Below are 22,885 nucleotides of genomic sequence, written 5' to 3' on the forward strand. Positions count from 1 at the left end.
GATCAGCGGCATGTGCGGATACTTGCGTTGTCCGAAGCCGGCGGGGACAGTCTTCTTGTCGTAGAGGTAGGTGTGTAGCCGGACGGCAAGTCCAACCGATGATCGGGGCCTGCCCGCAGATCGCTGCTAGGCAGGTCACCGATTCTCGGAATTCGTTAACGCTTGGTCGACTCCATGTCAGATCTGGTCGATTGTGAAAGGTTCAGGCACGGCTACTTGCCAGGCGGCACCGTCGCCCAAGTTGTCCGGCAGTGATTGGCTAGCCGCCGTTTCCGCCTCTGCTGCCTTGTTTGCTAGCTTCACATCGGTCGGGTTCTTCGCTGCCCGCTGGGCAGCGAATTTTGCACGGTTGGCCAATTCGGCAATAGCGCGCCACCCTGGGCCTTTATCTCCGGTGACGCCGGTAGTGATTATCAGGGCAGCTTGCTTGGCGGCGTCCGCGGCTGCCGATGCCGCATCGGCGGCCGTAGTAGCGTCTGCGGCGCGAGTAGCCGCAGCGTCTGCTCTTTGACGGAATCTCTTGTCTCCGGGCGCGGCAATCGAGGTGCGATTGGCTGCACCGTAGGCACGCTGACACGCCTGTATCACCAGGGCCTTCTCTGCCTGTGAGGCTTTGTCTCCCGAACAGTTGCTTCCCCATGGAGTTGCCGCTGCGTACGCGGGTGTCGCGCTGAAGCCTACCCCCATACAGGTCGCTGCGACGGTAACCAGCGACATCAAACCACGCAAACCAAGTTTCACATTAAGCCTCCGAATTCATTCGGCCCTTCCGGGGAGCGATTCCGATGACGATCAACACGACGGTGTCGACCTAACCCCACACACGATTCTGGAGGTGGCTACGTCGAACTTCACCATACGATGTCGTATTCGTTCCACGCGGTAGCTACGGATGGGGCAGCGTGCCCAGCTATCAAGGCCACAGCTCCAATGGACGACATGAACGGATCTGAGAGTCGTGCCTCCAGTCGCAGCCGAGGCGGATGGACCAGTCCGAAGCTCGCGAACTCGGCCAGTCCGATCTGACATCTGTGTTCGGCCGAGCCTTGGTCCGAACGGACTTGTAAGCAGCAGACGCGGACGTTCGCATCAACCGCCGGAGACGGCCGCGTGGACGAAATCACGCTCCTGAATTCCGCCGGGTCAAACACTAAGCCGACTCGCCCGTCCAGTCAGACTAGGCCTATACCAGCCGCCGAGTTTGGGCAGTCGCCTACGGGGCGAAACTGCCCGTGACCAACGATCCTATGAAAACTGACGGTGAGGATTGGTGAGCAGCGTCGAGTGCCGGTGGGTGCTCGCACGACCACGGATCACCCTGGCTCTGGTCCTGATTCAGCCGCCGCGCGGTCGACCCAACGTCCCGAGACCGCGGCTAGCGCCCGCCATTACCTTGGCACTCGTACCCCTTGGTGGTCATCTTCCACTTGCCGCCGTCTTCCTCGCACTCCTTCTTTTCCTTTGCGTCCTTGGCTGCCTTGTCCTTGGCTGCCTTGTCCGCGGCGGCTTGCTCGCCTGCCAGCTCCGTCTCATAGCAGCCCTTGAACGCTTCATAGGTTGCCGACGTCGGTATGCAGGTTTCCACAGGGCCGGCGTAGGCCGCCGGAGCGACGGCTACCCACCCCGCAGCCGTCAGAATGGCAGCGGCGAGCAAAACATTGATTCGAGCACGACCAATGCGCATGCGGTTTCCCATCCGTTGCAGGTGGACCAGCCAGGCTGGTTCACAGTATGTCCATGTATTCGGATCAGAAGGTGATTCCGGATGGGTGTGTCACACCGGGTCGGCTACTCGGGTTCAACGACCCCACCGAGGCACGAGTCAGCCACCCTGGCCACCGGTTCGGGCTGTTTCCCGGCATTCAGGGCCTCGGGCGGGGCATAGGTCGAGGATGAAGCAGATCGCGCCGAGCGGTACGCCGGGATTCTCGAAGTCGTCGCTGGCGATCATCACACGATCGAATTGTCTGAACACGATGCCCTCTCACTCTGGTGGCGACCTGATCGAGCTGGAGTCCAGGAATGGCGAAGTGCCGACGACCTTGTGACACGCGCTTCGGCAGAAACGGGCGTCGACTCGATCGGGGACGCGGGCCGGTCGGAAGGATTCGTGAGCGGCGGTAGCGGATATCAGGCCTACTGGCGGTATTCGGTGCCGGCGGGCAGAAGGAACCGATCGATGGCCGCCGCGAACTGGCGCAACTGCTCACCGGCTTCCAGATGCGTGACCGCCGTCGCGGTCCAGGAAAGGGATCCACTTGGCTTACGGCTCAGGTGCCAGTCGAGCCGAACATGTCCCCAGGTCGAGTGCCGCGCCTCGATCCGCAACTCATCGTCCATGCTGTCCCACGTCCGGATCCCTTGCCAGCCAATGAAATCCCGTTCCAAGGTGCTGAAAAAACTCGGTAACGAGCGACCGGCCACATAATCGAGCATCAGTCCACGCATCGACGCCACCATTCCATCGGCAGACAACTCCACACATACTGCTACGTGGTCGTCACTGGACGGCTCCGTGCGATGCCACAGTCGAACCCGAGTCCCGAGCGAATGATCCACGATCTCGACCGCTTCGCCCCGGTCGACCATCTCGCTGTGGAATTCGCAGGTCATCGGGCGAGAATAGCCTGCTCACCTGCGCCTGCCGCACAGCGGAGAGCGATATCCACGCGACCGCCATTGTGTACGCCATTTGCGTGCATTGGGAGGCAGTGCCCGTCCGGAAGGGGCATGGATCCAAAAAGATCCGCGAAAGGGTTTGTGGCGTGCGTCGCCGTGGCATCCGGGGTGGACACGCCCACATTGGTGCGGACGGTGCCTCAGGCGGGGAAGTCGGACTCTTCGGCGGGACGGCAGTCGAGACCGATGCGCCCGGTCAGGCCTTGCAGGTTGACGGGGACCAGTCCGCTGAGCAGGGTTCCGCTGTTATCCGACTCCGCGCTCTGAATAGAGTTGCACGCAACGAGTTTCGCGCCTCGTCGTTGTGCCTCCGCGACGGCGTCGCGGTAGCTCGTGCCCGGCGGCACCGGGTCGACGGCGAGTGTGACCGTGCCGTACTCGTCGCCGTTCGCGTAACCCAAAGCAGTCATGGTGCTCACCTATTCGTCCGATGGGCGTTGGAATCAGATCGATCAGCGTGCAGGGGTCAGCTGACGCACTAATTTCAGCACGACCAGACGTTGTGCCGCAGTCGATCTCGTCCGATTGATCACCCGACCATGGGGGCGGGCTCACCGGCATCGCGCCGGAACGTAGTGTCGACCAACGGGTTTGAACGGACGAGCGACGCCAGGCTCGCGGCTTGACCGGTTGCTCTCCGCGGTCTGGTCCACAGCGGGGATGGCGTGGATCTATTCCCGGTCGAGGTCGGCCAGGAAATCGGCAGCGCTCTGCCAGGTGAGCTCGGTGGCTCCGTGGTCGAAATCAGGCAGGGTGTCGTCGGTGTAGAAGTGTCCTGCGCCAGGGTATGTGTGAACCGTTGCCGTGGTTCCGCGGTGGTGGGCGGTGGCACGCCAGGCGGCCAGCTGTTCTGCCGATACGAACGTGTCGGGTGCGGCGATGTGTACCTGCACGCTTGCGCGGGTTTCGGCCGGAATGTCGGCGAGGGCGTGGATCAGCAGCACGCCCGCGGCGGCGGGCCGAACGGGCAGTAGGTCCTGAATCACGCCGCACCCCATGGAAAACCCCGCCAGCGCGGTGGCGTCGGGAAGCCCGGCCAGCGCTTCGTGTGCGCGCGCGACGATCGTGTCCCACCCGATGCGGTCTTTCAGTGCGAACCCCGCTGCCAGCGTCGAAGCGACCTGTCCCGCGTACAAATCCGGGACGTGCACCTCATGCCCGAGAGCCCGCAGTCGCTCCCCGGCCTGCGCCTCGACGCTTCGCAAACCGTAGACCGAATGGAACAGCACGATCGTCACCACTACTCCATCATCGCCGATGCCACTACCTGCCCAACCGACTAAAGTCGGCCCTGTGTCAGGCTGTCGCTCCATTCTCGGTGCTGGAATCGCATGAGGGCAGTCGTGTACGACCGCTACGGCGGTCCCGAGGTGCTCTCGATCGCCGAGGTCCCAACGCCTTCCCCAGGGCCGAAACAGGTGCTCGTCCAGGTGCACGCGACGTCGATCAACCTCTCCGACTGGGAAACCCTGCGGGGGACGCCGCTGTATTCACGCATCGGCGGGCTCCGGGCACCCAGGCGCCCGGTTCTCGGATCCGATATCGCCGGACGGGTCGAAGCCGTCGGCGCCGAGGTCACCCTGTTCGCGCCGGGTGACGAGGTCTATGGCGACAATCTGATGCGCAAAGGCGGGTTCGCGGAGTATGCGGTGGTTCCTGAATCGGCGTTGGCGCAGAAACCCGCGTCGCTGAGCTTCGCCGAGGCGTCGACGCTGCCGCAGGCGGGGGCGATCGCCCTCCAGGGCACGGCCGACGTCGCCGCCGGCATGTCGGTGCTGATCAACGGAGCGGGCGGCGGGTCCGGAGCGTTCGCGATCCAGTTGGCCAAGCGTGCCGGGGCTCATGTGACCGGGGTGGACAACGCCGCGAAACTGGCGTTCATGCGCACGCTCGGCGCTGACGAGGTCATCGACTATCGCGCCGAGGACTTCACCCGAACGGGACCGTACGACCGGGTGCTCGACCTCGTTGCCGATCGGTCGGTCTTCGCCTATCGCAGGTCGGTCACGCGTGGCGGCCGGTACCGCTGCGTCGGCGGCACCACGCGCGCGTTGCTCCGGGTGACGACCGTCGGAGCGGTCGCCGGAATGGTGACCGGCCGCAGGCTCGGGGTTCTCGCGGTGCAGGAAGGGCCTGCGCATTTCACACCGCTCGCGGAGTCGTGTGTCGCGGGACGGATCGATATCCACATCGACCGCACTTTCCCCCTGGACGAGACCGCGCACGCGCTGGCCCACGTCGGCGCGGGACGCGCGCTGGGCAAAGTCGTCGTCGAGATCCGCTGACCGGCGTACGCGGATTCCTTCGGGTTCACCACGTCACCGGGAGTTCGTGCACCCCGTACACGACCATGTCGTGCTTGAACTCGAGCTCGTCCAGCGCAACCGCGAGCCGTAGCGTCGGAATCCGCCGGTAGAGCGTGCGATAGACCACCTGCAGTTCGAGCCGCGCGAGCGCCTGGCCGAGGCACTGGTGGATGCCGTAGCCGAACGCGAGGTGGTGGCGCGCCTCGCGGGTCACGTCGAGCCGGTCGGCGTCGGGGAACCGCGCCGGATCGCGGTTGGCCACGTGGTCCGCGGTGATCAGCCCGTCGCCCTTGCGGATCCGCTGCCCGCCGACCTCCAGATCCGCCAGTGCCACGCGCCGCCGTCCGCTGTGCGAGATGGTGAGGTAGCGCAGCAGCTCCTCGACCGCGTTCGCCACCAGTGCGTCGTCACCGTCGCGGACGGCGGCGAGTTGATCCGGATGCTCCAGCAGCGCGGCGGTGCCCAGGGCGATCATGTTGGCCGTCGTCTCGTGCCCGGCTACCAGCAACAGCAGCCCCATAGACGCCGCCTGCACGACCGTCACCGCGCCGGCCGCGACCTGTTCTGTCGCGAGCCGACTCAGTAGGTCGTCGCCGGGGTCGGCGAGCTTGTCCCGGACCAGTCCGCCGAGGTAGTCGAGCAGTGTTTTCATCGCGGCGCGTGATTCGGCCGCGGGCGCATGACTCGCGGTCAGCACCTTGCCCATCCGGTGGAAGAAGGCCCGGTCGGCGTACGGCACGCCGAGCAGTTCACAGATCACCAGCGAGGGCACCGGAAGCGCGAACGCTTCCACCAGGTCGGCCGGTTTCGGGCCCGCGAGCAGATCATCGATCAGGTCGTCGACGATCTGCTGGATCCGCGGCCGCAACCGTTCTATCTTCCGCACGGTGAAGTCGGCGGTGAGCAGCCCGCGCTGCGCGGCATGTTCCGGGTTGTCCATGGTGATGAACAACCTCGCTTGGCCGGGACCGGCCTTGAGGCCCGGCGCCTGCGCCGGATACCCGTCCCGGGTCGAATCGGCGCTGACGCGCGGGTCGGCCAGCAGCGCGCGAACGTCCGCGTGCCTGGTGAACAGCCACGGTTCGCTGTCGTCCCAGATCCGCACCTTGGACACCGGCTCCTCCTGCTGCCTGCGGCCGAGCTCGGGTGGCGGGTCGAACGGGCAGCGCCCGCGGGGCATCGGGTATTGGCGTGCTCCGGACCGAACCTCCGACATCGCAGTCCTCCTACAGAAATTCACCGAACGATTGTTGTGGCACATACGAAACTGGAAACGGCATTCCCGATGACCTGCACGACGTGGTTCGTACTTCTATTCGGCGTATCGGGCGCTTTCGAGGTGGATGTCGTAGGTGGCCTTCACCACGGTCTGGACTCCGGTGAGGAACCGCAGGGCGCGGTCGATCTGGTCGAGGTCGGCGTCGAGTGCGCGCAATGCCGCCGGCAGGGTCTCGGTGGCGTCGACCAGGGCGAGGATATTGTGGTTCGCGATCTCGATCGCGCGGGCCGTCGCGTCTGCACGGGTGAGCCCGGTCGATCGTTCCAGGACGGCTACCGCATTCTCCGTATCGCCGCAGCGGAGTTCCTTGTCGTAGGAGAAGACGTCGTTGATCATGATGATGATGTCCAACGCCGCCCGGCGCAGGCGAAGCATCGCCGGGCTGGTGTGCACTACCGGCGACAGTTCGCAATCGTCGGTCAGTTCGATGAAATCCAGCAGCGGGTCGGACACTATGTCGAGTCGCCGATGGGCGAGGTAGTCCTCGATGCTGGTGGATCCGCCCGTCGCGCGAGCGGCGGAGTGATGGGCGAAACCGGTAAGGCCCGCGGCGAAGTGCTCGCTGAATCGATGGAACCAGATCGCCGACGCGCTGCTCCGGAATCGGCGCATCATGTCGGCGAGCGCCCGAGCCAACGGCGCCTCGGGTGTTTCTTCGAAAGCCGCTGGCGCGCAGATGATCTCGATCATGCCCTCGACCGAGGCCGCCACCGCCCCGGGCAACGCGCCCAGCTGGCCGTTGAATTCGTCGTCGTAGAGAAAGCCCCAGCAATTCCAGTCGGTGACCAGGGCCAGCTCGTCGACACCGGCGTGTGGATAGAGACGGCCGATGATGAGCGGGAGGTCGGCACCGATGTCCGCGGTCGCCGCAGGGGCGATTCCCATGGCGTCGATCCAGTCCCGATGCGGTTTACGGACCAGCTCTGTTCGCGGGTTGCGGGCGCTGGGGAAGGGAATGTGCAAACCGTCGACTGCTTGTCCTGCGTCCACCGACATTGTGGTTCTCCAATTCTATTCGGGCAGCTCGGATGGTTACAGGGATCGGCGCGCCGTAACACGGAGGCGAAGGTGGCGGGGGGTCAAGGTCGCTTTGACCGCAGGCGCGAGCGATTGACCCGGAAGCGGCGTCAGGCGCCACTGGCCGACAATAGCGATCAATGCCATCGTCGCCTGGGTGATGGCAACGCGGTCGCCGATGCACTTGCGGGCTCCGGCACTGAACGGAATGAAGGCGGTTCGATCAGGCTTGGTGCCTCGCCAGCGCAGCGGATCGAAACGATCGGGATCGTCGTACAAATCCGGTCTGCGGTGAATGATGTAGGGACTGTAGGCCAGCGTGGTCCCGGCCGGAATCCGGAAGCGGCCCAGCAAGGTCTCCTTCGTGGCTGTGCGGGTGAGCAGCCAGGCCGGCGGATAAAGCCGGAGAGTCTCGTTGACGACATGACTCGCCATTTCCATGTCGGCCAGACGCTCGAAAGTCATCGGTTCACCGGCCAGGACGTCCTGGATTTCCTGATGAAGCCGGTCCTGAATTTCGGGGTGCCGGGCAAGCAGGTGCAGAGCCCAGGCGACGGTGCTCGCGGTCGTCTCCGTCCCGGCGCCGAAGAAGGTGGTGATCTGGTCGACCAGTTCGATATCCGTCAGCCGATCGCCGCTGTCCGGGTGTTCCGTGGAATCGACGGCCTCCTGCAGGAAGGCCAGTAGGTCGCTGTGGTCGGTGTCGTCCGCACGACGTCGGCGGACGGCGTCGGTCACCGCACTGCGCAACCGTTTGTTCGCCTGGTCGAAGCGCCGGTTTCCCAGCAGGGCGAACTGGTTGAGGAACGGGGGCGTGATCATTCGCCGGAACGCTCCCTCCACCACCGTGACCAAATCGGCAATGATCTGTTCCGACGTCTCCGGCAGGGTGTTGGCGAACATTGTCAGCACGGCCGTGCCTGCTGTCATCGTCATCAATTCCCTGTCGACGTCGACGACTTGGTCGTCCTGCCAGGAACTCGCTGTTTCTGTCGCCGCGCGCGCGAACACCGCGCCGAATTCGGGGAGCCGGTCCGGATGAAAGGCCGCCTGGCACAGACGACGCTGACGTCGATGCTTGCTGTGCGGGCAGGTGATCAAACCGTCACCGATCACCTCGGCGGCTTTGTCCATCACCGGTCCGCCCTTGTCGTAGGTGCTGTCCTCCAACAGCACCTGCCGGGTGAGCAGCGGATCGCACACCACCACCATCGGAAGAGTCCCGATTCGTATCGTCGTCACATCGCCGTATGCGGGAAGTGCCGAGATGAACGCCAACGGGTCCCGCAGCAGCGCCAACGAATGTCCGACTATCGGCAGCGCTCCCGGAACAGTCGGAATCGCCTGATTTTCCACACCGCCGTTCAGCAGTTCTCGGTGCTGGCTGAATACTGCTCGCATCGTGCCTCGGACTCCTAACGAATTATCGGTTGCGGTCGACAGCCGACGAACCAAGAATTCGCAGCTCGTATGGGTTGATGAAACTGGGCAGTGCCGCCATGGCCGCGAGTCGATGCCGCTCGGCCAGTTGCCGTGCCGCGGTCACTCCGCCCGCTTGCTCGACCAACTCGGCAACGCGAGCCAAGTCGGCCTTGCTCAGCGCTCGGTCATCGAAATACAGAGCTGCCAGCTCGGCCGCCGCGGGATGGTCCGATTCGAGCGCCGCGATAATCGGAAGAGTTTGTTTTCGCCGCGTGAGATCGCTGCCAGGTGTTTTTCCGGTAGTCGCCGCATCGCCCCAGATGCCGAGCAGGTCGTCGATGATTTGGAATGCGATGCCCGTCTCCCGGCCATAAGTCGCCAAGGCCGCCACGGTGGCGTCGTCGGCCCCGGCGTACAACCCGCCCAGCGCACACGCGGCACCGAGCAACGCGCCGGTCTTGCCGGATGCCATCAGCAGGTAGTCGGCGACATCGACGCCGCCGCCATGCTCGCAGGCGCAGTCGAAATGCTGACCCGCGCACAGGTCCAGGGCCGTCGAGGCCAGCAGCGCGACCGCTTGGACCCCGACACGGTTCGGACCATCAATGAGGACGCGAGTCGCCAAGGCATGCAACGCATCACCCAGAAGCACGGCGTCACTGACACCCCACACGCGCCACACCGTCGCCCGGCCCCGACGCAGATGGTCGCCATCCATCACATCGTCGTGAATCAGCGTGAAATTGTGCAGCAGCTCCACCGCTGCCGCCGCCGGCGCCGCCACCGCGGCGTCGGCCCCCCACGCCCGCGCCGACGCGAAAGTCACCGCGGCACGCAACCCCTTCCCTAGCGTCGAGCCGGTAGGACGGCCCTCGACGTCCCACCACCCGAAGTGATATCCGGCCATTCGTCGCAGCGGGGGCGCGAGCCCGTCGACCGCCTCGCGCAACAGCGGCTCGACCTGTTGGCGTGCGGTGTCGAGGAGCGCACCGGCATCCAGTTCCGGTGCGTCATTCCGCGAGCGCTGCCCGCCCACCTGAAAGCGCATACGCGCCGGCACCGAGGTCATATTGATTTCCTATCGAGTTTTATCGTAGGCCAAATGACTTGACTGAGGATCAAGTCAATCGTTCTAGTCGCAGTGGAAGTTGTCAAGGTGAATGAGACCAACGCAACCGAGGCTCGGACCTGGGGGAGAGGCTCCGGGTGTTGGCGATGTCCGGAGCCTCTCGGCATGGTGTCGCCGCCGGAGACCGCCGGTAGTGGCGGCAGCTTCGACGTGGAAATGGTGGCTACCAGGTCGACGGGCGCGATGTCGACGCGATGGTGGTAGCGGTCGGTGGCTGCTCAGCGAGGTCGGCCGGTGGACCGTTGCCGGGTGACCTCGGCGACGCTCGCCCAGTCGAGATCCGCGCCGATCTGCTCGACCGCGGTCGCGAACACGTCCTGCAGGGCCGGTCCGGTCGGCAGGTCGACGCCGAGCTCGTCGGCGGTGGACAGTGCGAGGTTCAGGTCCTTCAAACCCAGGGTGGTGGTGAACCCTGGCGGCGTGTAAGTGCCCGTCGCGATCGCGTTGCCGTAGCCGTTGTACACCACGCCCGGGAAGATCGAATCGTTGATCATCTCGACGAACCGTCCCGTGTTCAGCTCGGCGTGCTGCAGCAGGGTGATCGACTCGGACAGTGCCTGCAATGCGTGCAGGATCAGATAGTTGACCGCGATCTTCGCCGTCGGGGCGGCGTCCACGGCGTCGCCGAAGTCCCACACCCGACGGCCGAGTGTGGCGAGCATCGGCGCTGCTGCGGCGCGCAGGTCCGGGTCACCCGAGACCAGCACGGCGAGCTTCCCGGCGACCACCGCCTCGGGTCGGCCGATCACCGGGGCGCTGAGGTAGCCCCCGCCGGCCGCGGCGAACTCGCGCGCCGCAGCCGGGCTGATGGTCGCGTGATTGATGTGCACGAAACCCGCTGGCGCGGAGCGGATCCGGTCCGCGGTGAAGACCTGACGCACCGCCGCCTCGGTGCTCAGCATCGAGAAGACCGTTCCGGTGGCGATCGCGTCCTCGGGCCGGTCGGCGCGCGTCGCGCCGCGCGCGAGCAGGTCGTCTGCCTTGGCCGCGTTCCGGCTCCACACGGTGACGTCGTAACCGGCATCGAGCAGTCGGCCCGCGAGGGCGCCGCCCATCTTCCCGACTCCGATGAAGCCCACCTGGCGAGTTGTCATGCTTGTTTCTCCGTTCTCCGCAGGGACTGCGGTCATGAGTTGGTGTCGAGTGCGCGCGACATTTCCGCGCCGAGCTTGCGCAGTAGTGCCCGGTTCGGGTCGAGCGTGGCGTCGAGGTCACGCAGCTGCCCGTTTTCGTCCACGTCCTGCTCGGCGATGACGGCTCCGACGCGGGTGTCGAGCGGTCGCATGTGCAGCCCGCGCAGGACGCCGATGAGCTGTTCGGCGCCCCGGTTGCCGCCGTGGGTGCCGTAGGTCAGCACGCCCGCGGGCCGGTCGCGCCATTCCCAGTAGAGGTAGTCCAGTGCGTTCTTCAGGACCCCCGGGTAGCCCCAGTTGTATTGCGGGAAGACGAAAAGGAAGCCGTGGTAGCTCTGTACGAGCCGGCTCCAGGCCCGGGTGTGTTCATGCTCGTACTGCTGCAGCGCGGCCCGGCGGGGTTCGTCCAGGAACGGCAGCCCGACCTCGGCGAGATCGAGCAGGTCATAGTCGAGATCGCCCTTCTCCCGCAGCGCGTCGCGTGCCCAGGTGGCTATACCGGCGCAGATACGGGCGGGGCGGGTGCTGCCGATGACGACCGCGACGCGTTGCTTGTCCGGCACAGGACCACCTATCCCCAATTGTTCGTCCCACATACTGTTCGTGACACGAACCAAAATAGTTGGTATCGCGAACCGAATCAAGCTAACCTGGCCCACTGTGACCACTGACGCACCCGACCCGCCGGACCTGGTCGACGGGCTGATCCAGCTGTCGTTCATCCTGCAGGCGGTTCTGGGCCGCCTCGCCGGCGAACAGGGGCTATCGGTCACCCAGTTGCGCATGCTCGCGGTGCTCGACGACCGCGAGATCGGAATGCAGCAGCTGGCCGGCATCCTGGAACTGGAGAAGTCCAGCGTCACCGGCCTGGTCGATCGGGCCGAGCGGCGCGGCCTGGTGCGCCGAATCGCTGTCCCCGGAAACCGGCGTGCTGTCCATGTCACCGTCACCGCCGCAGGCCGGGCCGTCGTGCATCTGGTGCGCGAGGCGGTCCGAACCGAGATCGGCGATCTGACAAGCACTTTGAGCGACCGGCAGCAGGGATCGTTCCGTCGATCGATCGAAACGCTGATCCTGCATTACGTCACCCAGCACGCCATTCCGGTCTGAGCGCCCGCCGCGGGGCGGTCCGGCGACCCAGCGGAGGAACAACTGCATCGCCGAAGATCCCGGTGTTGGCTACCTTCAGCCGGGTGATCTATCCGGGCGGTGATTCGGCGTCGCGAGTGGCGCAGTTGGCCGAAGGTGATCTGGCCTGCGCGCGGGACGCTGCGCCCGACCGGATCGGGTTGTTGGTCGAGACTCTGATCGCGGTGTGGGAGGCCACGCGGGCGCCAGGAATCGCGCAGCGATTCGTGTACTGGGCGTGCCCGGACGCTTCTGCTCCCGAGGAGATGTTCCGCGTCAGTCCGCTGGTACGGCAAGCGCTTCGACGGATCGGCCACGTCTAGTTGGTCTTCCGTGGCGATACGCCTCTACGGGGAGGCTATGGCGATACCCACGATTCCGGATAGGACGATTACCGCGCCGAGGAGGCGGCGCGCCGGGTTCGGTTCACCGAGTACTCGCCACGCGACCAGTCCGCTGATGACGATGCTCAGTTCGCGGACGGGGGCGACCACGCTGATCGGCGTTGTCCGCATCGCGAACAACACCAGGAGGTAGCCCAGCGGTGAGAGCACTGCGACGATCAGTATCTCGCGGCGATAGTCGGACCAGAGGCGCGCGACATCGTGTGTGCGGGCGAGCGCGTGCGGTGTGAGTATCGCGCTCTGCACCAGGCAACCGGCGGTGAAGTACAGGATCGGCGGCATTCCGATCGTGGTGACCGCGTGGGCGTCCCAAAGGGTGTATCCGGCAATCGCTGCACCCGTCAGCACGCCGTAGGCCACGCTGGCGGTGATGGGCTTGCCCTCGGCCGCCGGACCGGCGCTGATCACGACCACGCCGATAACGACTGCGGCAACTCCGATCAACCCGACGACCCCCGGACGCTCCCCGAACAGCAGCACGGCTACGACCACCGACACCAACGGCCCGGTGCCTCTGGCCAACGGATACACCACGGACATGTCGCCCACGGCATAGCCGCGTTGCAGAACGATGCCGTAGCCGACATGCAGTACGGCGGTCCCGACCGAGGCAACGGCCCACCACAACTGCGGCCGCACGTCTTCGACCAGCAGATCACCGATCGCGAATGGCACACACAGGGCAGCCGAAATCGTGTAGTACCACCAGACGAAGATCGCGCCGCCGGCGCCGACCCGCTTGGCGGCGAAGTTCCAGGCGGCGTGCAGGACAGCGGCGGACAACAGCATCGCAAGTGAGAGGGCTTGCACGACAGCCTTTCCCGTCACGGCTCCTGCGGTTCGACGCATGCGCAGACGACCACTCCCACCACCGTGGGAAACTCAGTTTCAAGATGAAGCTAGCATATGAAACATGGTTTCCGATGCTGGCGTCAGCCACCAAACCGCCAGGCGCACAGATGTTCCTGGCGGCTTGCGCGCCGCACTCGCTGCCCTGATGCCCGGGCTGCGTCCCAGCGACGCGAAGGTGTTGCGCTTGGTGCTCAGCGACGCGGCGTTCGTGCAATCAGCCACCACCAACGAAGTTGCCGAGCGAGCCGGAGTCTCGCCGGCCACCATCGTTCGCGCAGCGCGTGCCGCAGGCTTTCAGGGGTTCGGCGAGCTCAAACACGCGCTCGTGAAAGATCTTGCGCTGCGCCCTGATTCAGGCCCGCCGGAGAAACTGACCGACAGGTCCACGGTGGACGAGATCTGCGAGCTGGTGCTGACCAGCCACGCCGACAGCATCAGTGCCGCGCGTGCCACGCTCGATACGGAGGCGATCGGCCGCGCCGCCGCGCTATTGACTCCTGCCGACACGATTCTCGTCTTCGGCGTGGGGACTTCGGCCGCGTCCGCCGCCGACGCCGCTTACCGGTGGACGGCCATCGGATATCGCGTCAGCGCCCCTCGGGACGTCCGCACGGCACAGCTTCAAGCGCGATTGCTGAACCCGAACTCAACGCTGGTAGCGATCAGCCACAGTGGGCACAGCGCCGAGACCCTCTCTGTGGTCGATGCCGCCGCGAGTGCCGGGGCGAGCATCGTGGCGATCACCAGCTTCGCCTCCTCCCCGCTCGCCGACCGGGCCACCGCGCTACTCGTCGCGGGAGGACCCGACCTCGGTCTGCACATGGCCGCCGCGAGTAGCCGACTCGCTCACCTGGCGGTCGTCGACATCCTCCACGCCGCGATCAGCCTGGCGAATCTGCCCCGGGCCCGCCGCGCCCTCGATATCGCCGCTGAGATCACGGAAACCCGCAGCCTCTGATCGGCCGCTACCCGAAACCGTCACCTGCTCGCCGATCGCTCGATTCGCGCCGGATGATCGATGGCAAAGGGTGGCGAAGCGGTTGATCGAGTCTGGGCCGATGTAATACCGTGCGGGGGTATCGATCAGGCCGGTTGCCTGAACGGTTGCTGCAAACAGTGAGGAGATTTCGTGCGAGTACTACTGATCGGAGCGAGCGGGTATGTGGGTTCCGCTGTCGCCGAACACTTGTCGTCCCTGGGCGACGACATCGTGGCACTCGGGCGGCCCGGCGCCGACACCGGCGCGAGTGGGTATGCGACCCGCACGGGTGATCTCGCCGATCCCGCGTCGCTGACCGACGCGGTCACCTCCGATATCGACGCCGTCGTCAACCTGGCGACTCCCAGCGGCGACGCCGCGGTGGACGCGGCCGCGGTCGCCGCGCTCACCGATCCGCTGCGCGGTACCGGCAGGCCGTTCGTCTACACCAGCGGAGTCTGGGTGCTGGGCGCGACCGACGGTGCCGACGAAACCTCGCCCACCAACCCGATTCCCATCGTCGGGTACCGTCCCGAGATCGAACGCCAGGTCCTCGCGCTCGCCGAGGCGGGCGTCCGCGCGGCCGTCATCCGCCCCGGCATCGTCCACGGCCGCGGCGGCGGAATCCCGGCTCTGCTGGTCGATCTGGCCCGCAAGCACGAGGCGCCGGTGATCGTCGCCGACGACTCGGTCGTGTGGCCCATGGTGCATGTCGACGACCTGGCCGACCTGTTCGCGAAGGTCGTGCACGCGGCTGCGGCGGGTTCGATCTGGCACGGTGTCAGCCAGCCCGCGGTCCCGGTCGCCGACTTGGCCACGGCCGCGGCCCAGGTGGCCGGGGTCACCGGCGCCACGAAGGTCTGGCCACTCGAGGAAGCCCGGGCCGAGCTGGGCGCGCCCTTCGCCGACGCCCTTGCGCTGAGCCAGACCATCACCGGGCAGGCCGGAATCGAACAGCTGAACTGGAAACCCGAAGGCCCCGAAGTCATCTCGGATCTCACCAACGGGTCCTATCGCTGACCGACGGTTGCCGCGAAGGCAAGCCTGTTGCATTTCCGAACGGGCTTGCCTGGCAAGGGCTTTCGTTGAAGTCGACGCCTGCTGCCCGGGGTGGGCCGAGGCGCATCCGTCACTGTCGCCGGTGTCCACCGATGAGTTTCGCGTGCGGAGGAGGTCTGCCTGGTCATGAGGAAATTGATCTACGGGTTCACCGTGTCTTTGGACGGCTACATCAATGACCGTGACGGGAGCATCGACTGGTCCGACCCGGACGACGAACTGCACCAGTTCCATAATGATCGCTATCGCTCGCTCGAGCTCTCGCTGCACGGCCGTCGCCTGTACGAGCTGATGGCCGAGTACTGGCCGCACGTGCCCGCGGATGTGCCGCCGGTCCAGCGGGAGTTCGCCGGACTCTGGACGGCGAAGCCGAAGGTCGTGTTCTCCCGGACGCTCACCGAGGTCCACTGGAACAGCACCCTGGTCAGCGAGAACGCGGTCGAGGAGGTGCGCAGACTCAAGGCGGGCGGCGACGGTGTCATGGAGGTCGGCGGCGCGAGCCTCGCGGCCTCGTTGATGCCGCACGGTCTCATCGATGAGTATCAGATGTTCATCGCGCCGGTAGTGCTCGGCGGCGGCACCCCGTTCTTCCCCGCGCTGGACAAGCGCATCCACCTTCGGTTGGCCGAGACGAAGCAGTTCGACGCCGTGACGTGGCAGCGCTATCTCGTCGACTGACTACCCGAAGCTCATGATCGCGGCGGAGCGGGACTTGGCGGCGAACTCGAAGAAACGGATCAGTTCGGCGTAGTTGAGGCTGAGGTATCCCAGGCCGAGTTCGTCGCCGTCGCGGACCCAGATATTCGGGTAGACGCCGGAGTCGTCCATGTCTTCGGCGTCGAAATGTTCGGCCAGCGTGGCGAACGGGGTGACGCGTAGTTGCTCGGCGGTGGCGCCGACCAGGTCGGCGGACCAGGCATAGAGCATGCGGTCTTCGTCGATCAGCTCGCCGTCGGCGAACAGGTCGACGCCGATGTGGGCGTGCTCGAACAGGTACTCGAGGCCGCCCCATGCCTTGTCGATATAACCGCTGGGTTCGCCGCGGGTGTTCGGGCGGGCATCGATGATGGCGCTCGCGTCGTACGGGGCGGCCTTGATCCTTGCCAGCTCCGCACTCGTCACCCGAGTGAACGAGACCACCATGCCCATCTGCCAACCCCGATCGCCGTCTCGTGCAGTGCCTTTCGGAGCAGGGTAGCGGTGACGTCCGACAAGTCGCGCTCCTCCGTCGAGCGGGCCACCCGCACCGCTCCGTAGCATCGGGGGACACCGCACCACCCCACGTGGTGAATGAGCTTGCATGGTCGTGCATAATCATCACATGGTTGATTCGGTGCACGCGCCGGAGCCGGACGGGCCTGCGTTGCGGGTTGCGGTGGCCGGGGCGAGTGGGTACGCGGGCGGGGAAGTGTTGCGGCTGCTGCTGGGGCATCCGGCGTATCGCGCCGGGCGCCTCGAGCTCGGGGCGCTGACCGCGGGGGCGAACGCGGGCAGCCTGCTCGGGGAGTTGCAGCCGCATCTGCTGCCCCTCGCCGATCGGGTGCTCGCGCCGACGAGTGTCGAGGAATTGGCCGGGCACGATGTGGTGTTCCTCGGCCTGCCGCACGGCCAGTCCGCGGCGATCGCGCGGCAGCTGCCCGAGTCGACCGTGATCATCGATTGCGGCGCCGACTTCCGGCTGACCGACGCGGCGGCGTGGGCGAAGTACTACGGCAGCGAGCACGCGGGCAGCTGGCCGTACGGCCTGCCCGAGCTGCCCGGCGGCCGGGAGAAGCTGCGCGGCGCGAGCCGGATCGCGGTGCCCGGCTGTTATCCGACCGTGGCCAGCCTCGCGCTCGCCCCCGCCATCGCGGCCGGCATCGTCGAACCGCGGGTCAATGTCGTCGCGGTGAGCGGAACGTCGGGGGCCGGCCGCAAGCTCGATGTGGGGCTGCTCGGTTCCGAGGTGATGGGTTCGGCGCGGGCCTACGGCATCGCGGGCGCGCACCGGCACACCCCCGAGATCACCCAGAACCTTTCCGCGGCGGGCGGACTCGACGTCGCCGTCTCGTTCACCCCGGTGCTCGCGCCGATGCCGCGCGGCATCCTGGCGACCTGCACGGCGCCGACCACCGTCGACCCCGCGCAGGCACGCGCGGTCTACGAAAAGGCATACGCCGAAGAGCCTTTCGTGCACCTGCTGCCGGAAGGCGTACTGCCGCAGACCGGTTCGGTGCTCGGTTCCAACGCCGTCACCCTGCAGGTGGCGGTGGACGCCGACGCGGGCCTGCTCGTGGTAATCGGCGCGATCGACAACTTGACCAAGGGCACCGCGGGCGCCGCGGTGCAATCCATGAACCTGGCCGTCGGATTCGACGAGACCGCAGGACTTTCCACCGTAGGAGTGGCACCGTGACGACATCCGCCTCGATCGAAACCGGCAAGCTGGTGCGGAACCAGGGCGTGACCGGCCCGCTCGGTTTCCGTGCGGCCGGCATCGCCGCGGGCATCAAGGCGAGCGGAAAGCCCGACCTCGCCCTGGTTTTCAACGAGGGCCCGGACTACGCGGCCGCCGGCGTGTTCACCCGCAACAAGGTGAAGGCCGCCCCGGTGCTGTGGTCGCAGCAGGTGCTCTCCGGCGGCCGTCTGCGCGCGGTGATCCTCAACTCCGGCGGCGCCAACGCGTGTACCGGTCCTGCCGGTTTCCAGGACACGCACCAGACCGCCGAGGAACTCGCTGCCGCACTGAGCAACTGGGGCTCCGAGACCGGCGCCGGCGAGATCGCCGTCTGCTCGACCGGCCTGATCGGCGACCGCCTGCCGATGGACAAGCTGGTGCCCGCGATCACCGAGATCGTGCACGAGATGGGCGGCGGCCTCTCCGGCGGCCTCGACGCGGCCCACGCCATCATGACCACCGACACGGTGCCGAAGGAGGCCGCGTTCCACCACCGGGACAAGTGGAACGTCGGCGGTATGGCCAAGGGCGCCGGCATGCTGGCCCCCTCGCTGGCCACCATGCTCGTGGTACTGACCACCGACGCCGCCGTCACCGCCGACCAGCTGGATCGGGCGCTGCGCAACGCGACCGGCCGCACCTTCGACCGGCTCGATGTCGACGGTTCGTGCTCGACCAACGACACCGTGCTGCTGCTCGCCAACGGCGCGAGCGAGGTCACCCCGAGCCAGGCCGACCTCGACGCCGCCGTGCTCGCGGTCTGCGACGACCTTGCCGCGCAACTGATGTCGGACGCCGAGGGGGTCACCAAGCGGGTGCTGGTGACGGTCACCGGCGCGGTGAGCGAAGCGGAGGCGGTGGCCGCGGCCCGCACCGTCGCCCGCGACAGCCTGGTGAAGACGGCGCTGTTCGGCTCCGACCCGAACTGGGGCCGGGTGCTCGCCGCGGTCGGCATGGCCCCGGTGACCCTGGATCCGAATCGGATCTCGGTGTCGTTCAACGGAAGCCCGGTCTGCGTCGACGGCGTCGGCGCGCCCGGCGCCCGCGACGTCGACCTGTCCGGGATGGACATCGAGGTGCGCATCGACCTGAATGTCGGTGACGCGCAGGCCACTATCCGCACCACCGACCTCTCGCACGGCTACGTCGAAGAGAATTCGGCCTACAGCTCATGACCGGCCAACTCCGCCACGAACTCTCGGCGCTGGACAAGGCGCACGTCCTGGCCGACGCGCTGCCCTGGTTGCAGAAGTTCCGGGACAAGATCGTGGTGGTGAAGTTCGGCGGCAACGCCATGGTCGACCCGGAGCTCGAGCGCGCCTTCGCCGCCGACATGGCCTTCCTGCGCACGGTCGGCGTGCACCCGGTGGTGGTGCACGGCGGCGGCCCGCAGATCAGCGCGATGCTGAAGCGGCTCGGCCTGGAAGGCGAGTTCCGCGGCGGCTTCCGGGTGACCACCCCGGAGGTGATGGATGTCGTGCGGATGGTGTTGTTCGGCCAGGTCGGGCGGGAATTGGTCGGGCTGATCAACGCACACGGCCCGTACGCGGTCGGCATCTCCGGCGAGGACGCGAACCTGTTCACCGCCACCCGCCGCACCGTCGAGGTGGACGGCGTGCCGACCGACATCGGCCTGGTCGGCGACGTCACCTCGGTGAACCCGGACGCGGTGCTCGATCTGATCGGCGCGGGCCGCATCCCGGTGGTGTCCACCATCGCGCCGGACGCGGACGGCGTGGTGCACAACATCAACGCCGACACCGCGGCCGCGGCGCTCGCCCAGGGCATCGGCGCCGAGAAGCTGGTCGTGCTGACCGATGTCGAGGGTCTCTACACCGACTGGCCCGACCGCAGCTCGCTGATCACCCGCATCGATACGGCGGCGCTGGCCGAGTTGCTGCCCCGCCTGGACGCGGGCATGGTGCCCAAGATGGAGGCCTGCCTGCGCGCTGTGCAGGGCGGGGTGCCGACCGCGCACGTCATCGACGGTCGCGTGCCGCACGCCATGCTGCTGGAACTGTTCACCGGAGAAGGAATCGGAACGATGGTGACGCCCGCCCCGTCCTCGAATGGGGTTGGCTCGCTGGACGGAACGAAATAATGAGCACAGACCAAGACCTTCAGACGCGGTGGAGCGCCGCGATGATGAACAACTACGGCACCCCGAAGCTCGCGCTGGTGCGCGGCGCCGGCGCGGTGGTCTACGACGCGGATGGCAACCGCTACGTCGACTTCCTCGGCGGCATCGCGGTCAACAGCCTCGGCCACGCGCACCCGGCCATCCTGGCCGCGGTCACCGAGCAGCTCGGCACGCTCGGGCACACCTCGAACCTCTACATCAACCAGCCGACCGTCGAGCTGGCCGAGCGGCTGCTGGCGCACTTCGGCGACGGTTCCTCGGAGGCGGGCCACAGCGGCCGCGCGTTCTTCTGCAACTCGGGCACCGAGGCCAACGAGGCCGCGTTCAAGATCGCGCGGCTGACCGGGCGGCGCAAGATCGTCGCCTGCGAGGAGGCGTTCCACGGCCGGACCATGGGCGCGCTCGCGCTCACCGGGCAGGCGGCCAAGCGCACGCCGTTCGAGCCGATGCCGGCCGGCGTCGTGCACGTGCCCTACGGCGACGCCGCGGCGCTGGCAGCCGTGGTGGACGAGGACACCGCCGCGGTGTTCCTGGAACCGATGATGGGCGAGAGCGGCGTCGTCGTCCCGCCGATCGACTACCTGGCCAAGGCCCGCGAGATCACCAGCAGGCACGGCGCGCTGCTGATCCTCGACGAGGTGCAGACCGGCATCGGCCGGACCGGAAAGTTCTACGCGCACCAGGCCGTCGGCATCGTGCCCGACGTGATCACGCTGGCCAAGGGGCTCGGCGGCGGGCTGCCGATCGGCGCGGTGCTGGCCACCGGCCGCGCCGCCGAACTGCTCACCCCTGGCCTGCACGGCACCACCTTCGGTGGCAACCCGGTCTGCGCGGCGGCCGCGCTCGCGGTGCTGCGCACCATCGATGACGAGGGGCTGCTCGCGCATGTCGAGTCGGTCGGCAAGCGGCTCGCCGACGGCATCGAACTGCTGGAGCATCCGCTGATCGATCACGTGCGCGGAGCCGGGCTGCTGCTCGGCGTGGTGCTCACCGACGACGCGTCCGCGCACGTCGAGGCGCGCGCCAGGGCGGCGGGCTACCTGGTGAATCCGGCCAAGCCCAACGTGATCCGGCTCGCGCCGCCGCTGATCCTCACCGAAACCCAGGCCGACAACTTCGTCGCCGATCTGCCGGGAATTCTGGACGCGGCGACCCTAGATGCGAAGGAGGCTGCGGCGCAATGACTTCAGCACAGCACGCGGTACGGCACTTCCTCCGCGACGACGATGTGAGCCCGGCCGAGCAGGCCGAGATCCTCACCCTCGCGGCCGAACTCAAGCAGGCGCCGTTCTCCCGGCGCCCGCTGGAGGGGCCGCGCGGCGTCGGGGTGATCTTCGAGAAGAACTCCACCCGCACCCGGTTCTCCTTCGAGGTGGGCATCGCCCAGCTCGGCGGGCACGCGGTGGTGGTGGACGGGCGCGACACCCAACTCGGCCGCGAGGAGACCCTCGGCGACACCGGAACGGTGCTCTCGCGCTACGTGGACGCGATCGTGTGGCGCACCTTCGAGCAGTCTCGGCTCGACGAAATGTCCTTGACCGCAACGGTTCCGGTGGTGAACGCGCTGTCCAACGAGTTCCACCCGTGTCAGGTGCTCGCCGACTTGCAGACGCTGGTCGAGCGCAAGGGAAACCTGGCCGGGCGCAACCTCACCTACTTCGGTGACGGCGCGAACAACATGGCGCACTCGCTGCTGCTCGGCGGCGTGACGGCGGGCCTGAACGTAACCATCGCCGCGCCGGCGGGTTTCGAGCCGCTGCCGTGGATCCTGGAGGCCGCCCGCAAGCGGGCCGCCGACACCGGCGCCACCATCACGCTGACCGGTGATCCGATCGCCGCGGCCGACGGCGCGGACGCGCTGGTGACCGACACCTGGACCTCGATGGGGCAGGAGAACGACGGTCTCGACCGGGTCGGCCCGTTTCGTCCGTTCCAGGTGAACGCCGAACTGCTCGCGCACGCGCAACCGGACGCCGTCGTGCTGCACTGCCTGCCCGCGCATCGCGGCGAAGAGGTCACCGACGAGGTTCTCGACGGTCCGCACAGCGTCGTGTGGGACGAGGCGGAGAATCGGTTGCACGCGCAGAAGGCGCTGCTGGTGTGGTTGCTGGCCAAGCGAAATGGTGGTTTGTCGTGATGGAGTGCGACCGATGTGAGGTGCTGTCGTGAGCGTGGCGCATCCGGAACAGGGGAAAACCGGGCCGGAGATCGCGCGCACCCGCGCGGGCCGGCAGTCCCGCATCGTCGAACTGCTGACCGCCCACGCGGTCCGCAGCCAGACCGAGCTGGCCGCACTGCTGGCCGCCGAGGGCATCGAGACCACCCAGGCCACGCTCTCGCGTGATCTGGACGAGCTCGGCGCGGTGAAGCTGCGCGCCGCCGACGGCGGCGCGGGCGTCTACGTGGTCCCCGAGGACGGCAACCCCATCCGCGGCGTCATCGGCGGCACCGATCGGCTGGCCAAGCTGCTCGGCGATCTATTGGTATCCACCGACCACAGCGGCAACATCGCGGTGCTGCGCACCCCGCCCGGCGCCGCGCACTACCTGGCCAGCGCCCTGGACCGCGCCGCCCTGCCCTACATCGTCGGCACCATCGCGGGCGACGACACCATCGCCGTCATCGCCCGGGAACCGCTCACCGGCGCCGAGCTGGCGGCGAAGATCGAGGAGATCGCCTGACCCTGGTCAGGAGAACGGGTACTGGCCGGCGCCGCCACCTGGGCCTTTGCCCGGCGTGGCCACGTTGATGAGGTCTTGGACGAGGTCGACTACGGCCCGGCCGATGTTGAGGACATCGTTGCCGAGGGTGCTGAATTCTTGCGCGATGAGGTGCAGCATGGCGTCCGTCCTTCTACCCGCTCGAAGATTCCGCTCTTCAGGGTCGCACATGGGGGTGGGCGCGCCAAGGGGGTTATTCGC

The 22,885-nt window shown here is 67.0% G+C and carries 27 protein-coding genes; 13 read left to right on the forward strand and 14 right to left on the reverse strand.

Annotated elements, in window-relative coordinates:
• Positions 1-177 precede the first annotated feature (177 nt).
• Both ACFQ9K_RS32535 and ACFQ9K_RS32540 read right to left on the reverse strand, forming a co-directional pair.
• Complete coding sequence (locus ACFQ9K_RS32535; RefSeq protein ID WP_378983987.1) at positions 178-741, reverse strand: hypothetical protein; 564 nt, start codon at positions 739-741, stop codon at positions 178-180.
• Between the two features lie 634 nt (positions 742-1,375).
• Positions 1,376-1,684, reverse strand: a complete 309-nt coding sequence (locus ACFQ9K_RS32540) for a hypothetical protein (RefSeq protein ID WP_378721542.1) — start codon at positions 1,682-1,684, stop codon at positions 1,376-1,378.
• Positions 1,685-1,892: 208 nt separating this feature from the next.
• Here ACFQ9K_RS32540 and ACFQ9K_RS32545 point away from each other — a divergent pair, with 208 nt between their 5' ends.
• Entirely contained in the window at positions 1,893-2,048 is a 156-nt protein-coding gene (locus tag ACFQ9K_RS32545) for a hypothetical protein (RefSeq protein WP_378721543.1), read from the forward strand.
• A gap of 88 nt (positions 2,049-2,136) precedes the next feature.
• Here the strand turns inward: ACFQ9K_RS32545 and ACFQ9K_RS32550 are convergent, their stop codons facing one another.
• The 3 genes from ACFQ9K_RS32550 to ACFQ9K_RS32560 form a co-directional block, all read right to left on the reverse strand.
• A complete protein-coding gene (locus ACFQ9K_RS32550; protein ID WP_378721545.1) occupies positions 2,137-2,613 on the reverse strand; it encodes a DUF6228 family protein in 477 nt (158 codons plus the stop codon).
• Between the two features lie 206 nt (positions 2,614-2,819).
• Complete coding sequence (locus ACFQ9K_RS32555) at positions 2,820-3,089, reverse strand: hydrophobin family protein (RefSeq protein WP_378721546.1); 270 nt, start codon at positions 3,087-3,089, stop codon at positions 2,820-2,822.
• Between the two features lie 261 nt (positions 3,090-3,350).
• A complete protein-coding gene (locus ACFQ9K_RS32560) occupies positions 3,351-3,917 on the reverse strand; it encodes a dienelactone hydrolase family protein (RefSeq protein ID WP_378721548.1) in 567 nt (188 codons plus the stop codon).
• A gap of 93 nt (positions 3,918-4,010) precedes the next feature.
• Here ACFQ9K_RS32560 and ACFQ9K_RS32565 point away from each other — a divergent pair, with 93 nt between their 5' ends.
• Complete coding sequence (locus tag ACFQ9K_RS32565; RefSeq protein WP_378721549.1) at positions 4,011-4,964, forward strand: NAD(P)-dependent alcohol dehydrogenase; 954 nt, start codon at positions 4,011-4,013, stop codon at positions 4,962-4,964.
• 25 nt (positions 4,965-4,989) lie between these two features.
• On the opposite strand, the gene ACFQ9K_RS32570 is transcribed toward ACFQ9K_RS32565, so the two are convergent.
• The 6 genes from ACFQ9K_RS32570 to ACFQ9K_RS32595 all read right to left on the reverse strand — a co-directional run bounded on the left by ACFQ9K_RS32570 (position 4,990) and on the right by ACFQ9K_RS32595 (position 11,528).
• Entirely contained in the window at positions 4,990-6,201 is a 1,212-nt protein-coding gene (locus tag ACFQ9K_RS32570; protein WP_378721551.1) for a cytochrome P450, read from the reverse strand.
• Positions 6,202-6,297: 96 nt separating this feature from the next.
• Positions 6,298-7,260 (reverse strand): hypothetical protein, encoded by a 963-nt coding sequence (locus tag ACFQ9K_RS32575; RefSeq protein WP_378721552.1) that lies wholly within the window; start codon positions 7,258-7,260, stop codon positions 6,298-6,300.
• Between the two features lie 36 nt (positions 7,261-7,296).
• The gene (locus tag ACFQ9K_RS32580) at positions 7,297-8,682 is read right to left on the reverse strand and encodes a cytochrome P450 (RefSeq protein ID WP_378721553.1); all 1,386 of its coding nucleotides are present in this window, start codon (positions 8,680-8,682) and stop codon (positions 7,297-7,299) included.
• A gap of 22 nt (positions 8,683-8,704) precedes the next feature.
• Positions 8,705-9,772 (reverse strand): polyprenyl synthetase family protein, encoded by a 1,068-nt coding sequence (locus tag ACFQ9K_RS32585; RefSeq protein ID WP_378721554.1) that lies wholly within the window; start codon positions 9,770-9,772, stop codon positions 8,705-8,707.
• Between the two features lie 278 nt (positions 9,773-10,050).
• On the reverse strand, positions 10,051-10,962 hold the full coding sequence (locus tag ACFQ9K_RS32590; RefSeq protein WP_378983990.1) for an NAD(P)-dependent oxidoreductase: 912 nt from the start codon (positions 10,960-10,962) through the stop codon (positions 10,051-10,053).
• Positions 10,959-11,528 carry an NADPH-dependent FMN reductase gene (locus tag ACFQ9K_RS32595; protein ID WP_378721556.1) on the reverse strand — a complete coding sequence of 190 codons (570 nt, stop codon included), beginning with the start codon at positions 11,526-11,528 and terminating at the stop codon, positions 10,959-10,961. Before ACFQ9K_RS32595 ends, ACFQ9K_RS32590 begins: the two co-directional genes overlap by 4 nt.
• Positions 11,529-11,625: 97 nt before the next feature.
• Here ACFQ9K_RS32595 and ACFQ9K_RS32600 point away from each other — a divergent pair, with 97 nt between their 5' ends.
• Both ACFQ9K_RS32600 and ACFQ9K_RS32605 read left to right on the forward strand, forming a co-directional pair.
• Entirely contained in the window at positions 11,626-12,075 is a 450-nt protein-coding gene (locus tag ACFQ9K_RS32600; protein WP_378721557.1) for a MarR family winged helix-turn-helix transcriptional regulator, read from the forward strand.
• Between the two features lie 65 nt (positions 12,076-12,140).
• Positions 12,141-12,416 carry a hypothetical protein gene (locus tag ACFQ9K_RS32605; protein ID WP_378721559.1) on the forward strand — a complete coding sequence of 92 codons (276 nt, stop codon included), beginning with the start codon at positions 12,141-12,143 and terminating at the stop codon, positions 12,414-12,416.
• 24 nt (positions 12,417-12,440) lie between these two features.
• Here ACFQ9K_RS32605 and ACFQ9K_RS32610 read toward each other — a convergent pair whose 3' ends face one another.
• Positions 12,441-13,325 (reverse strand): EamA family transporter, encoded by an 885-nt coding sequence (locus ACFQ9K_RS32610; protein WP_378721560.1) that lies wholly within the window; start codon positions 13,323-13,325, stop codon positions 12,441-12,443.
• Positions 13,326-13,494: 169 nt separating this feature from the next.
• On the opposite strand from ACFQ9K_RS32610, the gene ACFQ9K_RS32615 reads away from it, so the two are divergent.
• From ACFQ9K_RS32615 to ACFQ9K_RS32625, 3 genes are all read left to right on the forward strand, one after another.
• Complete coding sequence (locus tag ACFQ9K_RS32615) at positions 13,495-14,307, forward strand: MurR/RpiR family transcriptional regulator (RefSeq protein ID WP_378721578.1); 813 nt, start codon at positions 13,495-13,497, stop codon at positions 14,305-14,307.
• A gap of 171 nt (positions 14,308-14,478) precedes the next feature.
• Positions 14,479-15,348 (forward strand): sugar nucleotide-binding protein, encoded by an 870-nt coding sequence (locus ACFQ9K_RS32620; protein WP_378721561.1) that lies wholly within the window; start codon positions 14,479-14,481, stop codon positions 15,346-15,348.
• Between the two features lie 165 nt (positions 15,349-15,513).
• Entirely contained in the window at positions 15,514-16,065 is a 552-nt protein-coding gene (locus tag ACFQ9K_RS32625) for a dihydrofolate reductase family protein (RefSeq protein ID WP_378721562.1), read from the forward strand.
• Here ACFQ9K_RS32625 and ACFQ9K_RS32630 read toward each other — a convergent pair whose 3' ends face one another.
• Entirely contained in the window at positions 16,066-16,536 is a 471-nt protein-coding gene (locus tag ACFQ9K_RS32630; RefSeq protein WP_378721563.1) for a YfbM family protein, read from the reverse strand.
• 172 nt (positions 16,537-16,708) lie between these two features.
• Here ACFQ9K_RS32630 and argC point away from each other — a divergent pair, with 172 nt between their 5' ends.
• From argC to ACFQ9K_RS32660, 6 genes are read left to right on the forward strand one after another with little or no spacing between them, the layout of a single operon-like run.
• A complete protein-coding gene (gene argC / locus ACFQ9K_RS32635) occupies positions 16,709-17,782 on the forward strand; it encodes an N-acetyl-gamma-glutamyl-phosphate reductase (protein WP_378721564.1) in 1,074 nt (357 codons plus the stop codon).
• Complete coding sequence (argJ, locus tag ACFQ9K_RS32640) at positions 17,779-18,999, forward strand: bifunctional glutamate N-acetyltransferase/amino-acid acetyltransferase ArgJ (protein WP_378721565.1); 1,221 nt, start codon at positions 17,779-17,781, stop codon at positions 18,997-18,999. The genes argC and argJ overlap by 4 nt, the downstream gene beginning before the upstream one ends.
• Positions 18,996-19,925 carry an acetylglutamate kinase gene (argB, locus tag ACFQ9K_RS32645; RefSeq protein ID WP_378721566.1) on the forward strand — a complete coding sequence of 310 codons (930 nt, stop codon included), beginning with the start codon at positions 18,996-18,998 and terminating at the stop codon, positions 19,923-19,925. The genes argJ and argB overlap by 4 nt, the downstream gene beginning before the upstream one ends.
• Positions 19,925-21,148 carry an acetylornithine transaminase gene (locus ACFQ9K_RS32650; RefSeq protein ID WP_378721567.1) on the forward strand — a complete coding sequence of 408 codons (1,224 nt, stop codon included), beginning with the start codon at positions 19,925-19,927 and terminating at the stop codon, positions 21,146-21,148. Before argB ends, ACFQ9K_RS32650 begins: the two co-directional genes overlap by 1 nt.
• On the forward strand, positions 21,145-22,101 hold the full coding sequence (gene argF / locus ACFQ9K_RS32655) for an ornithine carbamoyltransferase (protein WP_378721568.1): 957 nt from the start codon (positions 21,145-21,147) through the stop codon (positions 22,099-22,101). The genes ACFQ9K_RS32650 and argF overlap by 4 nt, the downstream gene beginning before the upstream one ends.
• A gap of 28 nt (positions 22,102-22,129) precedes the next feature.
• The gene (locus ACFQ9K_RS32660; protein WP_135236098.1) at positions 22,130-22,645 is read left to right on the forward strand and encodes an arginine repressor; all 516 of its coding nucleotides are present in this window, start codon (positions 22,130-22,132) and stop codon (positions 22,643-22,645) included.
• A gap of 6 nt (positions 22,646-22,651) precedes the next feature.
• On the opposite strand, the gene ACFQ9K_RS32665 is transcribed toward ACFQ9K_RS32660, so the two are convergent.
• Positions 22,652-22,804 carry a hypothetical protein gene (locus tag ACFQ9K_RS32665; protein WP_378721569.1) on the reverse strand — a complete coding sequence of 51 codons (153 nt, stop codon included), beginning with the start codon at positions 22,802-22,804 and terminating at the stop codon, positions 22,652-22,654.
• Between the last annotated feature and the right edge of the window lie 81 nt (positions 22,805-22,885).

It is taken from the genome of Nocardia sp. NPDC056564 (assembly GCF_042793755.1).
Taxonomy (GTDB): Bacteria; Actinomycetota; Actinomycetes; order Mycobacteriales; family Mycobacteriaceae; genus Nocardia.